This is a genomic window from Kangiella sediminilitoris (genome assembly GCF_001708405.1).
In the GTDB taxonomy this organism is placed as follows: domain Bacteria; phylum Pseudomonadota; class Gammaproteobacteria; order Enterobacterales; family Kangiellaceae; genus Kangiella; species Kangiella sediminilitoris.
Genome location: NZ_CP012418.1, coordinates 567639 through 583781 on the forward strand (window position 1 = coordinate 567639; position 16143 = coordinate 583781).

General features: G+C 43.0%; 15 protein-coding genes. 10 read left to right on the plus strand and 5 right to left on the minus strand.

The window, feature by feature from the left end; translation table 11 throughout:
• The first annotated feature begins 1 nt into the window (after position 1).
• Positions 2 to 1705 carry a serine/threonine protein kinase gene (locus tag KS2013_RS02715; RefSeq protein WP_068989380.1) on the plus strand — a complete coding sequence of 568 codons (1704 nt, stop codon included), beginning with the start codon at positions 2 to 4 and terminating at the stop codon, positions 1703 to 1705.
• 2 nt (positions 1706 to 1707) lie between these two features.
• On the opposite strand, the gene KS2013_RS02720 is transcribed toward KS2013_RS02715, so the two are convergent.
• Positions 1708 to 2700, minus strand: a complete 993-nt coding sequence (locus KS2013_RS02720) for a LysM peptidoglycan-binding domain-containing protein (RefSeq protein WP_169816853.1) — start codon at positions 2698 to 2700, stop codon at positions 1708 to 1710.
• Between the two features lie 89 nt (positions 2701 to 2789).
• Positions 2790 to 3269, minus strand: a complete 480-nt coding sequence (gene smpB / locus KS2013_RS02725; protein WP_068989383.1) for an SsrA-binding protein SmpB — start codon at positions 3267 to 3269, stop codon at positions 2790 to 2792.
• A gap of 129 nt (positions 3270 to 3398) precedes the next feature.
• Between smpB and KS2013_RS02730 the strand changes: the two genes are divergently transcribed.
• Genes KS2013_RS02730 through waaA form a run of 3 tightly spaced genes read left to right on the plus strand, consistent with a single transcriptional unit; the run spans position 3399 to position 5463 of the window.
• The gene (locus tag KS2013_RS02730) at positions 3399 to 3830 is read left to right on the plus strand and encodes a type II toxin-antitoxin system RatA family toxin (RefSeq protein WP_068994343.1); all 432 of its coding nucleotides are present in this window, start codon (positions 3399 to 3401) and stop codon (positions 3828 to 3830) included.
• 24 nt (positions 3831 to 3854) lie between these two features.
• Positions 3855 to 4199, plus strand: a complete 345-nt coding sequence (locus tag KS2013_RS02735) for an RnfH family protein (RefSeq protein ID WP_228703711.1) — start codon at positions 3855 to 3857, stop codon at positions 4197 to 4199.
• Positions 4200 to 4209: 10 nt separating this feature from the next.
• A complete protein-coding gene (gene waaA, locus KS2013_RS02740) occupies positions 4210 to 5463 on the plus strand; it encodes a lipid IV(A) 3-deoxy-D-manno-octulosonic acid transferase (protein WP_068989387.1) in 1254 nt (417 codons plus the stop codon).
• A gap of 23 nt (positions 5464 to 5486) precedes the next feature.
• Here waaA and KS2013_RS02745 read toward each other — a convergent pair whose 3' ends face one another.
• On the minus strand, positions 5487 to 6887 hold the full coding sequence (locus tag KS2013_RS02745; RefSeq protein WP_068989391.1) for a TolC family outer membrane protein: 1401 nt from the start codon (positions 6885 to 6887) through the stop codon (positions 5487 to 5489).
• A 45-nt stretch (positions 6888 to 6932) separates the two neighbouring features.
• Positions 6933 to 7601, minus strand: a complete 669-nt coding sequence (locus KS2013_RS02750; protein ID WP_068989395.1) for a protein-L-isoaspartate O-methyltransferase family protein — start codon at positions 7599 to 7601, stop codon at positions 6933 to 6935.
• A gap of 138 nt (positions 7602 to 7739) precedes the next feature.
• Here KS2013_RS02750 and KS2013_RS02755 point away from each other — a divergent pair, with 138 nt between their 5' ends.
• From KS2013_RS02755 to parC, 5 genes are all read left to right on the plus strand, one after another.
• A complete protein-coding gene (locus KS2013_RS02755; RefSeq protein WP_068989397.1) occupies positions 7740 to 8342 on the plus strand; it encodes an NUDIX domain-containing protein in 603 nt (200 codons plus the stop codon).
• A 6-nt stretch (positions 8343 to 8348) separates the two neighbouring features.
• Positions 8349 to 8807 carry a DUF1249 domain-containing protein gene (locus tag KS2013_RS02760; RefSeq protein WP_068989401.1) on the plus strand — a complete coding sequence of 153 codons (459 nt, stop codon included), beginning with the start codon at positions 8349 to 8351 and terminating at the stop codon, positions 8805 to 8807.
• 43 nt (positions 8808 to 8850) lie between these two features.
• Positions 8851 to 9675, plus strand: a complete 825-nt coding sequence (gene cpdA, locus KS2013_RS02765) for a 3',5'-cyclic-AMP phosphodiesterase (protein WP_228703712.1) — start codon at positions 8851 to 8853, stop codon at positions 9673 to 9675.
• A gap of 142 nt (positions 9676 to 9817) precedes the next feature.
• The gene (gene parE / locus KS2013_RS02770; protein ID WP_068989404.1) at positions 9818 to 11713 is read left to right on the plus strand and encodes a DNA topoisomerase IV subunit B; all 1896 of its coding nucleotides are present in this window, start codon (positions 9818 to 9820) and stop codon (positions 11711 to 11713) included.
• Positions 11714 to 11738: 25 nt separating this feature from the next.
• Positions 11739 to 13979 carry a DNA topoisomerase IV subunit A gene (gene parC, locus KS2013_RS02775; protein ID WP_068994347.1) on the plus strand — a complete coding sequence of 747 codons (2241 nt, stop codon included), beginning with the start codon at positions 11739 to 11741 and terminating at the stop codon, positions 13977 to 13979.
• Here parC and KS2013_RS02780 read toward each other — a convergent pair.
• Complete coding sequence (locus tag KS2013_RS02780) at positions 13976 to 15010, minus strand: hypothetical protein (protein WP_169816854.1); 1035 nt, start codon at positions 15008 to 15010, stop codon at positions 13976 to 13978. The genes parC and KS2013_RS02780 overlap by 4 nt on opposite strands.
• A 183-nt stretch (positions 15011 to 15193) precedes the next feature.
• Between KS2013_RS02780 and serB the strand changes: the two genes are divergently transcribed.
• Positions 15194 to 16135, plus strand: a complete 942-nt coding sequence (gene serB / locus KS2013_RS02785; protein WP_068989410.1) for a phosphoserine phosphatase SerB — start codon at positions 15194 to 15196, stop codon at positions 16133 to 16135.
• Positions 16136 to 16143 lie beyond the last annotated feature (8 nt).

The window sequence follows — 16143 nt, forward strand, 5'->3', positions numbered from 1 at the left end:
GATGTCTAATAAGTTAACCATAGGGCGCTATGAGCTGATTGAGGAAATCGGCCGTGGCGCCATGTCTGTTGTTTATTTAGCAAAGGATCCCGATATCGGTCGGTCACTTGCGATTAAGCTGTTAAAACATGACCTGGTTGAGAAAGAGGAATATCGCAAGCTATTTTTGCGTGAAGCCCGAGCAGCAGGTGGTTTGAGTCACCCCGGAATTGTAACTATTTACGATGTTGGCATCTGGCAAGATAGACCCTATATCGCTATGGAGTTGCTGGAAGGGAAGAACTTGGACGATTACCTGTCTGAAGAAGGTGCAATGCCTTTGGAAGATGCTCTAGAAATGGCCCAGCAATTGACAGTAGCCCTACATTACGCCCATAAAAAAGGGGTCGTTCACCGCGACATAAAGCCTGAAAATATCTTGGTTCTCGACGAGGGTAGACGCTTCAAGATTACCGATTTTGGTATCGCTCGAATTGAGCATCAATATATGGAGGGTGAGAGCGAAGAAGAGCAGGCCAAGGTCATGGGTACTCCTGCTTACATGTCACCTGAACAGATTTCTGGTAAAGGTACTGACTTTAAAACGGATCTCTACTCGATCGGCGTTATTTTATACAAAGTAACGAAAGGAGAGTTACCTTTTGAGGCCGCCAACTACGGGGCCATGATGCAAGCTGTTTTGCAGCAGAATCCACAGCCTTTGAATGCATACTCTGAACAGGGCTTTATTTGGCAGAGTATTATTTTCAGATTGCTCCAGAAGAATCCGGATCTTCGGTATCATGATACTGATGAGCTGATTAAAGAGCTTGATGCGCTGTCAAAAGAAATTGAGCAAAGCGGGCAGGGTGTAGGGAGCATTCGCTTTTTCTCAATGCGTGCACGATGGGCGATCGCGTTGTCTACTCTGGTATTGGTTGTCATGGTATTGGGGATGTTTTGGGTTTATGAGCGACAGAATTCGTTAATGAACCAGCTAGTGTATGATTATGGAAGCTCAATGGCTCAGATTATCTCAAGTGAAACTGCGGAGCCCTTGCTGCTTGATGAGAATGTAGCGTTACAGGCAATTACTGTAGACATAGTAGAGAACTCAGATGTCCTCTATCTATCTATCAGGGATAGCAATGGGTTGGTACAGAGCAGTAGTATGGAGCAGCAGGTCGGTAAGCAGCACCAGCTTTTTGAAGGTAGTGAGTCTCTCGGTGGCATGAAAGGAAGTCGAATTTTTCAAAATGCAGACACCTTCAAACAGGAAACATTTTTGTTCGATACACCCATTTCATTCCAAGATAAGAAAATTGGGTTTGCAACAATCGCAATAGGCCGAGAAAAACTAACTAGCGCGACACGTTCTTCATTGCTGACAATGATTATCTGGATGTTTGTTATTATGCTGGCAGTTTTTTCAGGCGTGTACTGGCTTGCTAATAAATTTACTCAGCGAATAAACAAAGTGCGACAGGCAGTTAAAGATATTAAAACGCATGGCCAGGCAGACTTAATTTCCATTGATTCTCATGATGAGGTCGGGCGCCTCCAGCAAGAATTGAATAATCTTAATCAAAAGTTGGCAGGCATAACAAAGACGCAACATATGAGTGTCGATGAAGTAAATGCTTCAATTAAGGAAATGACAGAAATGGATAAAACGGTATTACTGGATTACTCAGAGCCTGGAAAAAATGACTCTGAGAAACCTTAGTGTTATAGGTTATCTAATTTATTTTGTAATGCTATAACTCTGTCTCTATATACTAATGCCAGATCATCATTAGGGTTTAGAGCTAGTATTTTCTGCCAAAAGGCCAGTGCCTGATCCAGCTCCTGATTACGATAGTGTCTTAATGCTTTCTGATGGTAATGTTCAGAGACCGTGTTTCGTGTTCCAGTGAACAAGATATTGTTTTCTAAAGGTTTCCCTACTTTCTGCCATGAATCAAGAAGAATGGTGTAGGCTTCGTCAAAGTCTTCATTATCTGCGTACCTTTTAGCCGCTACTAATCCCTGTTCCGCTCTTAAAAGCGATAGTTCATTCTCAAGGGTTCTTTTATTAGAAGGCCTTATGGCCTCATTAGCTATTAAACCCGACAGCAAAGTTTCTGCATCCGTTATATTCTGCTCTTGCTTATAGATTTTAACCTGACTCTTTGTTGCAAAAAGAAGCTTTTGTTGAAGCACCTGGCTAGCAGATAAATCCTCCTGACTCAAAACCCATTGGATAGCTTGGTTAAACTGTTGCTTCTCCAGTAGTTTCTCAAGTTCTGGGTAACTCTCATTGTCAGGTGTTATCGATGCAGAATTTTGTTGGTCTGCTTTAGAAGTTACTTGTTTTGCTGCTTCAGTGCCCGGTATTTTTCTTAAACCTTCAACTGGGAGCTTTAACCTTTGCCCAACATAAATTGAGCCATTTTTTTTGAGGTTATTCAAGCGCAGCAACTCAGTGTAGCGGCTTGATGAGCCCAGGTATTCTTGTGCTATTGTTCCAAGCGTATCACCGTACTTGACAACGTAAGTATAGCCCTCGAAAGATGTCCTTGAGTTTTGGTCATTCAGGCCAGACTGAGGTTGTGAAGGGAAGGCGTCAACAATAGGCACAACAACATCTGTACGGTCCTCTTTAAATGAGCAACCAGTTAGGAGAATAGCGGTGCATACCACTGCAATGTTCGTTTTAGATATACCTATTGTCACTTTCAACTTATTCAATTTCCTAGTAATAATGGTCAAATAATAGTAGCAGTATTTGACTGTGTCCACTGTGATGCGCTGTGGTTTTTAGAACTAATTCACACACTGTGCTTCATCAGACGTTCTTTGGTTTTATTCCATTCGCGCTCTTTTTCTGTAGCCCGCTTGTCGTGTAGTTTTTTACCTTTGGCTAATCCTATTTCAAGTTTAGCCAATGATTTTTTCCAGTAGAGTTTCAGAGCAACAACTGTGTGGCCTTGCTGCTCTACCCCTCTAAATAACTTGGCAATTTCATGGTTATTTAAAAGAAGTTTGCGCGTTCTTGTAGGATCTGCGACGACATGAGTCGATGTACTCAACAGCGGAGATATGTGGCAGCCAAACAGGAAGGCCTCACCATTTTTAAGCAGCACATAGCTTTCAGACAGGTTAACCTTGCCAGCTCTCAAGCTTTTTACTTCCCAGCCCTGCAGGGCTAACCCTGCCTCAAATGTCTCTTCTATAAAGTAGTCATGGCGAGCTCTTTTATTTAAGGCGATTGTGTTGCTGGATTGTTTGCCTTTGCCTTTTTTTGCCACTCAGTATCTCTCTAGATAAAAATTAATATTCATAGGATTATAGGCTTCATAGCGTTATGTCTCAATAGGCTAGGATTTTTCAAAAGGTCAATGTTACAATTATCCCCACGTAATTTGATTATCAAGTTCATGAAAACGATTAAGCGTCAGGCCTTATTACCCTTTTCAACGAAACAGATGTTTGACCTTGTGGACGATATTGAGAAATATCCTGAGTTTCTGCCTAACTGTGTTGGTTCGACAGTATTAAACCGTACGGATAATCAGGTAACAGCTAGTTTGGCTGTTTCAAAGGGTGGTTTTGAAAGAGCGTTCACTACACGAAATAAGAATAATCCTTATCAAACAATCGAAATGGAGTTGGTCGAAGGTCCTTTCAAACATTTGAACGGCTGCTGGACTTTCACAAAACTTGATGATAATGCTTGCAAGGTAGAATTGGTAGTCTCATTCGAATTTTCGAGTCGGCTGACGGGCTTAGCCTTCGGAAGTATTTTCAGCCATTTGGCAGAATCATTTGTAGATGCATTTTCAGAGCGTGCAAAAGCTGTCTATAGATAAGAAGGTATTTTGAGGAAAAGGGTTATGATGGAACAGTCTTCAGATGATACAGTTGATGAGCAAAAGGAAAAATTGCATGTCGAAGTTGCATATGCTTTACCTGATAAACAAACAATATTACAGTTAGAGATTGACCCTAATATTACGGTTAGAGAGGCTATCCATCAATCAGGAATTCTTGAGCAGTACCCAGAAATTGATTTAAATATTCAGAAAGTAGGGATTTTCAGTAAGTTGGCAAAGTTAGATGATTACTTACATGATGGTGACAGGATTGAAATATATCGGCCTTTACTGATTGATCCAAAGGAAGTTAGAAAGCAGCGAGCTGAGAAAGCGAAGCAAGAGTCTAAAAATAAAAAACAATAAGGAATAATAGTTGTTACGTTTAATTTATACATTCGTTTATTATCTTTGTGCCCCATTACTGTGTTTTCGCTGGGTATATAAAAGCTTTAAGCCCCCGCAGTACAGGGAACCAATGCGTGAACGTTTTGGTTTCGTAAGAAAGCAGATGGCTCCCTCAATCTGGTTTCATGCCGTTTCTATGGGTGAGTCAAACGCAGCCAAGGCCATCATTGAAAACCTACTTAAAGATGACCCAAGTTTAAATATTGTAGTCACAACGACCACACCCACTGGAGCAAGACAAATCATCGACGGGTTAGGCGAAAGAGTGACTCATCATTATTCTCCATGTGACCTGCCAGGTACTATAAAAAGGTTCACTCGGCGTATAAGGCCTAAAGTGTTGATTATCATGGAGACAGAGTTATGGCCAAACTGGCTGAATCAGATGGATAAAGCGGGGGTTCCAGTAATATTGGCCAACGCAAGAATGTCAGAAAACTCGGCTAAAAAATACCTCAAGGTTGGTTCTTTAAGTAGAGAGATGATGGGAGCTTTTTATTTAGTTCTTGCTGTGGGGGAAGATGATCGGGCTAGATTTGTCAGGTTAGGTGTTAGTCCCGAGAAAACATTGGTGACGGGAAATATAAAGTTTGATCAAACCTTTGAGGAAAACGGACGTCCCTCGTATTATCCTTTATGGCAGGAAAACAGTGCGCCGGTTTGGCTTGCTGCCAGTACCCATAGAGGAGAGGATGAAATAATACTTCAAGCTCATGAAAAGGTCTTAAAGCAGATCCCTGATGCTAAGCTGGTAATCGTTCCGAGACACCCTGAGCGTTTCAACGAAGTTGCGAAGTTAATAGAATCACATAAACTTTCATATGCTCGACGCTCAGAGGAGAATACCTGGCAAGTTTCGGTACAGATACTGTTGGGAGATACCATGGGCGAGTTGATGATGGCTTACAAACTAGCAGACGTTGCTTTTGTAGGGGGGAGTCTGGTTTCCATCGGTGGGCATAATATGATTGAACCAGCTTCTTTAGGTAAACCAATCATTTCGGGGTCGCATGTCCATAATTTTAAGGAGATCTTTGGTCAGCTCAAGTTAAAAGGGGCTGCGCTAACGGCAGATAATGCTGATTCAATCAGTTCGGTAGTTGTTAGGTTGTTGGGAAACCCAGAGGAAAGAATTGGTATGGGGTTAAGTGCGAAAGCCGTTGTTGAGCAGAGCCATGGTGCTCTAGATAAAACGGTTGAAGCATTAAAGCCTTTCCTGTAGATGAGGAAAGGCTTCGGTATCGGTCAGTTATTATTAATCCAACTGTTTACCTGCTCTATATCTTCTCTAGTTAAAGTACCTACTGCTTGTTTTAATTGTAGGCCGCTTAAAAGATAATCAAACTTGGCTCGACTCAATGAACGCTCTGCAGAGTAAACTGCACGGGTAGCTGACAGTACATCAATAATATTACGTGTACCGGCTTGATAACCATCCTGAGTTGCTTCCAGTGAGCTCTGGCTTGACTGTAAGACACGCTTATTCGCCTCGAATGACTGTATGGCCGCTTTTAGTGTAGAGAAAGCTGAGCGTACATTCTTTTGCACTAAGCGGGCATTCTGTTCCAGCTGATGAGTAGCTTTAAGGTAACCTTGTTTTGCCTGTTCTGTCTGTGCCGATGTTCTGAGTCCTGAAAACAAAGGAATTGTCACTGTCACTCCAGCGGTATAACCATCAGATAAGGTTGAGGAGTTTGTGGTTGTCCCAGGAGGAAGAGCTGGTATTCCTGTTGTACCCTCAGGAAAAAGCCGTTCCGTATCCCTTTCTTGATCGCTATAGCTAACTCTTAGGTTAGCTCTTGGGTAGTGCCCGCTACGGTTTCGCTTCACTTCATCCCGGGCGATTCTAACACTCATTTGTTGTGCTTTTAGACCCAAATTAGATTCATTTGCCACTCGTAGCCAGTCATCCATATTATCCGGTGAAGGTTTTACCATGGTGACATTATTACCCACCTCATCAAGTTCGGAGTAATACCGTCCTGTTAATTCGCGAAGGGCTTCCTGAGCATTAACCAGGTTGGTTTCCTGATTGATTACATTCGCTACAGCTTGATCATAGTTAGCTTGAGCATTTAGAAAGTCTGTTGAGTTTGCCAGCCCGGCTTCATATTGTTCTCGAGTTAGATCAAGCTGCTGCTTCAAAGCTGCTTTTTCATTTTCAGAAATAGCAAGAGCTTCCTCTGCTGAAAGAACGTTAAAGTAGGCTTGGGCCGAGCGAAGCATAAGGCTCTGCAAGTTCGCACCATGACTTAGCTCTGAGGCTCTGACCTGCATTTCTGCCTGGTCAAGAGCAACCCACTGACTCCAGTCAAAAAGAACCTGATCCAGCTGCAAAGAATATGACGTGGTATCCACTACACTGTTAAAGGGATCGGAAGGGCTTCCATCAAGTCCCTGGCCCTCATTGTCGTTATCCGAGCGTGAACGACTGATGCTACCGTTAATTTGTGGCAGCAAATTAGAGCGTGTCACACGATAACCTTGTTCGGTTGACTTTAAATCAGCATCACTAATCTTATATTGAGTATCATTCTCCAGCGCATCGGTATAAACGTCCACTAAATCTGTACTTGCGACACTCATGTTGGCTATACCACTCAATAGAGTTGCCGTAAGCAGTTTATAGGTTCTTGTCAGTTTCATTCGTATTGCTCTCTTGATATATTTTTGATTCTATTTCAACTCAACCTAAAAACTAAACTGCGGTTTGGGTTGACTGTTAATGAGTTTCGGAATGACCGTCTCGTATAAAGTTTCATAGTGCCATTCTTCTTCGCCTAGTCTGGTGATTATTTGAGCCTGCATCGCTGGCTCGGTGCCAGTAACGCAAAAGAGGCGCCCACCAATCGACAGATGGGTTAAATAAGTTTCAGGAAGTTGATAGTAACTGCCAGTAATGGCAATCGCATCGTAAGGTTTGTGGTGAGGCCAGCCATTGGCAGCGTCGCCTTCCTCAAATTCGATATTTGAAAGCCCCAGCTTGCTGGTGATTTGACTAGCTGACTCAATAAACTCTGCAATTATATCAACGCTATATACGTGTTTAGCCAAACTCGCCATGAGCGCTGTACAATAACCAGTACCTGTTCCGATTTCTAAAACAGTGTCGCTGGGTTTAATGGCCAGGGCTTGTAACATTCTTGCTTCTTCCTTCGGAGTCATCATGATTTGACTATGGCCAATATCAATTTGGGTATCAGCATAAGAAATATCGCGGTATCGCTTCGGCACAAACCGATCCCTTGCTAACCCCTCTATTTTGTCTAAAACACGCTGATCGAGGACATTCCACGGGCGTATCTGCTGCTCAACCATGTTGTGTCTTGCTTGTTCGAAATCGGTAGCCGTATTTGTCATGAGTACCTCACCTTACCTTGTGAAAAGAATAGTCATTTCTGATATTTCAAACAACAGGGTAAGTGTAACAGATTATGAAAGAGTGGTATCCTCAATCTAATTAAGAGCTTAAGTATTGGATGTGAAAGGGTCGTGAGGATGAATCGTTTTACGCAAGATGATGTGAAGTTTATTGAGAGCGAAAGTTTATACCAGGGTTTCTTCTCGATGAAAAAATACCGTTATCAGCACCGACGCTATCAGGGTGACTGGAGCCCGGTAATTGAGAGGGAAATCTTCGAACGTGGGGAGGCGGTAGGCGTTCTGCTTTACGATCCCGGGAAAAACGCTTTCATCATGATCGAGCAATGCCGTCCGGGTGCTTTAAACCGTCATGGTTCTCCATGGCTCCTGGAAATCGTAGCTGGCATGGTTGAGCTGGGAGAGAAGCCTGAAGATGTTGCTACAAGAGAAGCATTAGAAGAAGCTGGCTGTCATGTGAAGAGGTTGATACCCATTCCAGGTTACTGGGTAAGCCCCGGAGGAACTACCGAGTATGTTGATTTATTTCTTGGATTAGCAGATAGTGATGAAGTGGCCGAGTATGCAGGTCTTGAAACTGAGCATGAAGATATTAAAGTTTTAGTCCTTAGCAGAGCAGAGCTGTTGAAATTGTTACATCAAGGCCACATTAATAATGCAATGGCAATTATAGCGCTGCAGTGGTTTTTACTGAATGAGAGAGAGCTGGATTTAGCTTAAGAGTGTATGTCGAGTCGAGTAAAGAGAAAGTATATTCCTGATTTAAAAGAGTTTATGGCGTTATGCGCCAGTAACTATGCAAAGCTTGCTCGGCTGACTGGTTTGGTTGACTTAGAGGTTGGCCAAGCATTTACTATTCCTATAGACAATCAACCTGATTTAAAAATTACTCTAAAACAGATAAGTCGGCATACCGCAACCTACGCACTAACCCAAACTTCAAGTCAAATTAGCTTGAAAAGAGATTATCTGGTGCGTATGTATCATGATGCTAAAGTTGCTGAAGTCCTTTCTGGTTTGAATAAAGGCATGTTGCCGCCTGTATTTCCGTACCCGAATGAAAAGATGAGGCAGCCTGATGAAAAAATTCAGTTAAACCGTTTTTTGTCAGAATGGTTGAATTTTTGTCTAGAATTTGGTCGACCTCACAGTTTGAGTAAGACCCAATTGGTTTTTTTTGATTGATTAGCAAGAGATAATAACAAGTAGTCGATAGTAGGGGAGCGTTTTGAATAAAGAGCAAACACGCCTTTTTATAGGCCGTTCTGAGATGACAATACTACATCTGTCCGATCCACATTTGTTTGCGGAACGTGATTCTACCCTACTCGGTGTAAAAACCAACGAAAGCTTGCTTGCGGTACTGGATGATATCGACAGACGCCATATATTGCCTGATCTAATAGTAGTCACTGGTGATATTTCGCAAGATTATACCGCAGAGTCTTATCAAAACTTCGTCCAGTATTTATCAAGATATAACAAACCTGTATTCAGCCTTGCGGGTAATCACGATGAGCGCTCCAAGCTTAAGAAGTATTTATCAACTTCTATTTTTTCCACAGCAGAGCAGCTCATTACTGAGCATTGGCAAATGCTAATGTTAAATAGTCATGTTCCTGAGAAGGTTTATGGACAGATAAGTCAGGAAGAGTTGCAGTGGCTAAAACGCTGTTTGGATGAAAACTCTGATTTACCTACCATTATCTTTACCCACCATCACCCGGTTCCTGTTGGTAGTGCCTGGTTAGATAAAATTGGAATTGAAAATGGCTCTGAGCTAGTAGAGTTATTATCCCAGTACCCTCAGGTTCAGATGTGTGCTTTTGGACATGTCCACCAAGCTACAGAGTTGCTGTATAAAACAGTTAATTATCGATCAGTTCCGTCTACATGCGTTCAGTTTAAAAAGCACTCTAAAGACTTCTCTGCCAGTGCTGAAAAGCCCGGTTATAACCTATACCGTTGTCAGTCTAATGGGTTGATTGAAGTAGATAGTTTCCGTGTAGATGACTACCTTCCCTCTGTAAATTTGGCTATTTCAGGCTATTAGTTCTGATTGAGCTTGCTGAGATGCTCTTGCTGCAAGCTACAGCATATTTTACTTGCACAAATAGATCCGCCTTTATAGGATAAGGCGTTATAACAATATTCTGTCTTAGACGACTCTACTTTCAAACAACCACAAAGAATTTATGGCAAAGAACCAATATACCGCTGATGATATTGAAGTTCTCAGCGGGTTAGATCCTGTTAAGAAACGCCCTGGAATGTACACTGATACTTCGCGCCCAAATCATTTGGGACAAGAGGTTATTGATAACAGTGTAGATGAGGCTCTAGCAGGGCATGCAAAGACTGTCCAGGTCACTTTAGACAAAGATAATTCGCTGGAAATTCAGGATGATGGGCGAGGTATGCCTGTGGATATACATCCAGAAGAGGGTATCCCAGGCGTTGAGCTGATAATGAGTAAATTACACGCCGGTGGTAAGTTTTCTAATAAGAATTACCAGTTTTCAGGCGGCCTGCATGGCGTAGGCATATCGGTGGTGAATGCTCTGTCAACTCGAGTTGAAGTCAACGTTAAGCGTGATGCTAAACAGTATTTTATGGCGTTTGAAAATGGCTTTAAGGTATCTGATTTAGAGGTGGTAGGAGATGTCGGTAAACGTAATACGGGCACTTCGGTCAAATTTTGGCCCGATCCCCAGTATTTTGATAGTTCCAAGTTTTCTATTTCTAAACTTAAGCACCTGCTGAAAGCAAAAGCTATTCTTTGTCCGGGCCTCAAGGTTGTATTCGATAATAAGACCAATGGTGAAAAAGATGAGTGGCACTATGAGGACGGTCTGACAGATTATCTTCTAGAACAGGCAGGAGAGTTTGAAAAACTTCCTGAAGAGCCTTTTGTAGGTTCACTGGCTGGTGAAACTGAAGCTGTCGATTGGGCATTTTTCTGGTTACCTGAGGGTGGTGAGTGCCTGGCTGAGAGTTACGTTAATTTGATCCCGACTCCGCAAGGAGGGACTCATGTCAACGGTATGCGTAACGGTCTTCTGGAGGCAATGAGGGAATTTTGCGAGTTCAGAAACCTATTGCCCAGAGGTGTGAAGTTAACTGCGGATGACGTTTGGGACCGTATCAGCTATGTATTGTCAGTAAAACTTGATGACCCACAGTTTTCTGGACAAACCAAAGAGCGCTTGTCTTCCAGGCAATGTGCTACTTTCGTTGCAGGAACAGTCAAAGATGCTTTTAGCCTGTGGTTGAACCAAAACTCGGTGATTGGTGATGCATTGGCGGAAAAAGCCATCAGCAACGCTCACAAGCGAATGCGCGCCAGTAAAAAAGTGGTTCGAAAAAAAGTTACTCAGGGACCGGCACTACCGGGCAAGTTGGCTGACTGTGTTGGACAGGACAGCATGAGTAGTGAGCTGTTCCTGGTTGAGGGTGACTCTGCGGGAGGTTCGGCTAAACAGGCTAGAGATAAAGAGTATCAGGCGATTATGCCGTTACGAGGTAAGATACTTAATACCTGGGAAGTCGAACCAGAGCAGATTTTAGCCTCGCAGGAAGTTCATGATATCTCGGTGGCTATTGGACTGGATCCAAATACCGACGATTTGTCAAAGTTACGTTACGGCAAAATTTGTATCCTGGCGGATGCGGATTCTGACGGATTGCACATTGCTACTCTGTTATGCGCCCTTTTTGTGCGTCATTTCCGACCGCTGGTTAAGGCTGGACACGTTTATGTGGCCATGCCTCCACTATATCGCATTGATATTGGTAAAGAGGTTTTTTATGCCTTGGACGAGGATGAGAAGCAGGGGATTGTCGATCGGATTAAAGCAGAGAAAAAACGTGGCAAAATCCAGGTTACCCGCTTCAAAGGTTTGGGCGAGATGAACCCTAAGCAGTTGCGTGAAACGACAATGGCTCCAGCAACCCGTCGACTAGTTCAGCTGACGATAGAAGGTGGAGACAATTCTGAGCAGGTTATGGATATGCTGTTATCGAAAAAACGTTCAGCTGATCGTAAGAGCTGGTTGCAGGAAAAAGGCAATAAAGCTGAAATCGAAGTATAAAAAATAGTGAGTTAACGTGGAAGAAATAGATTACGAAGGTATTGAAAAAAAATCTTTAGCCGAGTTTACAGAGCAGGCGTACTTGAATTATTCCATGTACGTCATAATGGATCGTGCCTTACCTCATATTGGCGATGGTTTGAAGCCTGTACAACGCAGAATCGTTTACGCTATGAGCGAACTTGGCTTAAAAGCTACAGCCAAATACAAGAAGTCAGCTAGAACAGTTGGTGATGTTTTAGGTAAGTTCCACCCTCACGGTGATTCGGCCTGCTACGAAGCCATGGTTCTGATGGCGCAGCCATTTTCATACCGTTATCCATTGGTTGACGGGCAGGGAAACTGGGGAGCACCCGATGATCCCAAGTCTTTCGCTGCGATGCGTTATACAGAGTCTAGGCTTGCTGCCTACTCGGAAGTCCTGCTAAAAGAGGTCTCTCAGGGGACGGTTGACTGGATTCCGAACTTCGATGGAACCATGCAGGAGCCCAAGGTTCTGCCAGCGCGGGTACCTAACCTACTACTAAATGGCACTACAGGTATTGCGGTTGGTATGGCGACAGATGTGCCACCACATAATCTGACGGAAGTAGCGAATGCCTGTATTCATATGTTGGATAATCCGAAGGCGACCATTGAAGAATTAATGGAGTTTGTGCAAGGACCGGACTTCCCGACCGATGCTGAAATTATTACGCCAAAATCAGATATTCTGGAAATGTACCAGAAGGGACGTGGTTCAATCCGGATGCGTGCCTACTTTGAAAAGGATGACGGTGAAATTGTTATTACCGCCTTGCCACACCAGGCTTCTGGCTCAAAGGTCCTTGAGCAGATAGCCAGCCAAATGCAGTCAAAAAAGTTACCAATGGTTAGCGACTTACGTGATGAGTCCGACCATGAAAACCCAACAAGACTAGTCATCGTTCCTCGTTCAAATCGAGTTGATACCGATGAATTAATGCGCCACCTTTTTGCTACCACTGATCTTGAAAAAACCTATCGTGTTAATATGAACATGATCGGTCTTGATGGGCGTCCGCAGGTAAAAAGCTTGCAAATGTTTATCAAGGAATGGCTGGACTATCGTTTAGAAACAGTCCGACGTCGTTTGCAATATCGTTTAGATAAGGTCATGGACAGGCTGCATATCTTGGATGGCCTGCTTGTCGCTTACTTAAATATTGACGAAGTGATTCACATCATAAGAACCGAAGATAAGCCAAAGCTGAAGTTGATGGAGCGCTTCAAGTTATCCGATCGTCAGGCTGAAGCAATTCTTGAGTTAAAGTTACGTCATTTAGCTAAGCTTGAAGAAATAAAGATTAAAGCCGAGCAGGAAGAGCTGGAAGATGAGGCTGACTGGCTACAGCTTACCTTAGGGTCAAAGCAGCGCATGAAGACTGTCGTTAAAAAAGAACTGAAGGAAGTGATTGATGAGCATGGTGATGAACGCCGCTCACCGATCGTTGAACGAAAAGAAGCAAAAGCTTTGTCAGAAACTGATTTGATCCCGACAGAGCCAGTTACGGTGGTGCTGTCAGAAAAAGGTTGGGTGCGTTGTGCCAAAGGCCATGATATAGATGCCACGGGAATGAATTACCGTTCCGGAGATTCATACCTAGACTCATCACAGGGTAAAAGTAATCAGTACGCTGTCTTTTTGGATTCAACAGGGCGTAGCTTTTCGCTTTTAGCTAACACTCTTCCTTCAGCACGGGGTCTGGGCGAGCCTGTCACAGGACGGGTAAACCCCATTGCAGGTGCTGAATTCCTAGCAACCATTATGGGAGAAGACGACGATAAATTCTTATTTGCATCTGATGCAGGTTATGGCTTTATTGCTAAGTTTAGTGATTTAGTATCTAAAACAAAAAATGGTAAGGCGTTTTTATCGTTGCCATCTGGTGCTAAAGTTTTAAAGCCAAAGCGGTTGCCTAAAGATCAAAACCTCTACTGTGTTGCCATTTCGAATGAAGGCCGTATGCTGGTCTTCCCTCTGGAGGACTTGCCTGAGTTAGCAAAGGGTAAAGGAAACAAGATCATCAGTATTCCTGCGGCTCGTGCAAAAAGCCGTGAAGAGTTCGTGGTCTCCATAGCTGCTGTGACGGAAGATGATAATCTTGTTATTTACTCCGGGAAGCGACACTTAACCCTTAAACCAAAAGATTTAGAACACTACAGGGGTGAACGTGGTAGACGCGGCAGCAAACTACCGCGTGGTTTTCAGCGAGTTGACTCTGTCACCGTTGAGTCTAAAGATTAATCATCACTAATAAACCGAACCTGGCGCTCGATAAGACTGATTTGTTGAGCGTCGGGTTGAGGTAGCTGGCAAAGCTCGATAAATTGATTTTCTTTAAACTCTATATTTGCCAGTGAGTCAGCTGGCCATGCTTTGTCTTGATGAGTTTTGTGTAACGTTTTCTCATACCATATACCAGCCTCAATATTCTTGAATAATGTTTGATATATTTCTTTATCAAAATCTTTGTCATGTATGATTATTTTGGGTTCAAGCTGTAAAGATTTCAGGCTCTGCTCAAGAGCGTATAAGGGATTTCTAGATAGAGCTGAGGCGTGAGTGTCTAAGCCCAATACTAGTAAACTATTGTTAAACTGCGTTGCCACTAAGCCATTTTGTGGTAACCAGCGGCTAAGAATTTTTAAAAGTTTATTGTTATTACCATTGTTCAGCTTAGTCCAGTTCGCCTTTATAACCAGTGAGCACTGAAAGTCAGTATCCTTGCTTTGTTTCAGGTTTCGTTTCATGAGCTGTTTTAATAGTTTTGAGTTATCCTGCTCAACTGTAACGTTCTTGGGAGTATTTGCTGACTTTGATTTTTTCGATGAGCGAAACCAACGTTTGATATTAAGAATGAAAAATAAAAACGACCAAATGAGTGCGCCTAGAAGCCATATGACCCCACTACTAACCCATAATTGATCTTGGTCGGCAATGAGCGATGTTCCTGGTTTAAAATAGACAATGAGGTACCCATTGTAAGTTCCATTAAAACTGATGTTGGCTATAACTGGATCGCTATGTGGGTTATCCTTATTTCCAGCGGAGTGTATTAGCTCGCCGGTACGCTGATATACTGTGACGCTCTGTATACTTGGTTGCTCTTCCAGCTGATCAACGACTTTGCTGATTGCTTCAATTCTGTCCTCATCAATGAGCTGGCCAAGAAATGCCGCTGTGCTGTCGGCTAAACCCTGATTATAGGTTTTGGAAAAAGCTTGTTGCTGATAATCTGTCACTTTTTCATGCCAGAAAAACATTAAAAAACTCATTGCGATGACCGTAATTGCTGAACAGAGCAGCATAGGAAAACGAATGGTCTGAAGATAAGACTTATTTTTACTCTTGTTTTGACTCACAAAGTTACATCATGCTCTTATTTGTGGATAATATATCACAGATTCTAAACCAGAGAAGCTCGTTAGCAGCGAGCAACAACTGATTGTGGAAATTACATGAAGCAACGCTCTCATCAATATTGGTTAATATTTTCGGTAGACCCCTTATCCCTGAAGAGATTGGAGGCTGAACAGCATCAGTGGGAGAGTCCTGAGGAAAGTGGTGTTCATTTTAAAGGAGTTCATTCCCTGGAGGTTTGCCTGGATCATTACGCATCCTGTTATGAGTGTGAGGTAGAGATTATTGACGAGGTCCTTGCACGCAATACTTTGATTAGTATATCGAAGTCTCTATGCTGCGACTTTTGCGTTATCGGTCCAGGCTCTGGAGTAGAACGGGTGGCTTTAGCGGTATTTGACATGGACTCTACCTTGATTCCGATGGAAGTGATTGACGAGCTTGCAAAAGAAGCTGGTGTTGCAAATGAAGTAGCGTCAATTACAGAATTAGCAATGCAGGGCGAGCTGGACTTTAACCAAAGTTTTGAGCAGAGACTAGGCTTATTGAAAGGGATGCCTGAGCAAGCGGTGGATAAGGTTTTACAACGTATTCAGTTTAACTCAGGGGTAGAGAGCTTTCTTAACTGGCTTGACTCTTCTGGAGCTGATATTGGTATTGCCTCTGGAGGTTTTGATGTGTTTGCACAAGAGCTTTCTGAGCGAGTAGCTTTTAATGAAGTGAACTCAAACCGACTACATTTCAGGGATGGTAAGTTAACGGGAATTGCTCATAGGCCGATTGTAAATGCTACCGTTAAAGCGGAATCACTAAAGCAGTGGAGGCAAAGCAGGGGGCTAAGACGAGAGGAGACGATAGCCGTCGGTGATGGTGCAAATGATTTGCTCATGCTTAAGGAGGCGGGCTTTGGTGTTGCATATAAAGCAAAACCTTTGTTACAAAAAGAGGCGGACTGTGTGTTGCAGTTTGGTGAGATGGATGCCTTAAGTGATATTCTGCCTATAGTTGTCAGTTACGGTAATAAAAAAAGCCCTTCATAATGGAAGGG

Coding starts and splice junctions, on each gene's coding strand:
- KS2013_RS02760 (WP_068989401.1), top strand. CDS start 8,349: ATGTCGAGTCGAGTAAAGAGAAAGTATATTCCTGATTTAAAAGAGTTT.
- KS2013_RS02780 (WP_169816854.1), bottom strand. CDS start 15,010: ATGAGTTTTTTAATGTTTTTCTGGCATGAAAAAGTGACAGATTATCAG.
- parE (WP_068989404.1), top strand. CDS start 9,818: ATGGCAAAGAACCAATATACCGCTGATGATATTGAAGTTCTCAGCGGG.
- KS2013_RS02735 (WP_228703711.1), top strand. CDS start 3,855: ATGATGGAACAGTCTTCAGATGATACAGTTGATGAGCAAAAGGAAAAA.
- KS2013_RS02750 (WP_068989395.1), bottom strand. CDS start 7,601: ATGACAAATACGGCTACCGATTTCGAACAAGCAAGACACAACATGGTT.
- KS2013_RS02730 (WP_068994343.1), top strand. CDS start 3,399: ATGAAAACGATTAAGCGTCAGGCCTTATTACCCTTTTCAACGAAACAG.
- KS2013_RS02745 (WP_068989391.1), bottom strand. CDS start 6,887: ATGAAACTGACAAGAACCTATAAACTGCTTACGGCAACTCTATTGAGT.
- serB (WP_068989410.1), top strand. CDS start 15,194: ATGAAGCAACGCTCTCATCAATATTGGTTAATATTTTCGGTAGACCCC.
- KS2013_RS02715 (WP_068989380.1), top strand. CDS start 2: ATGTCTAATAAGTTAACCATAGGGCGCTATGAGCTGATTGAGGAAATC.
- KS2013_RS02755 (WP_068989397.1), top strand. CDS start 7,740: ATGAATCGTTTTACGCAAGATGATGTGAAGTTTATTGAGAGCGAAAGT.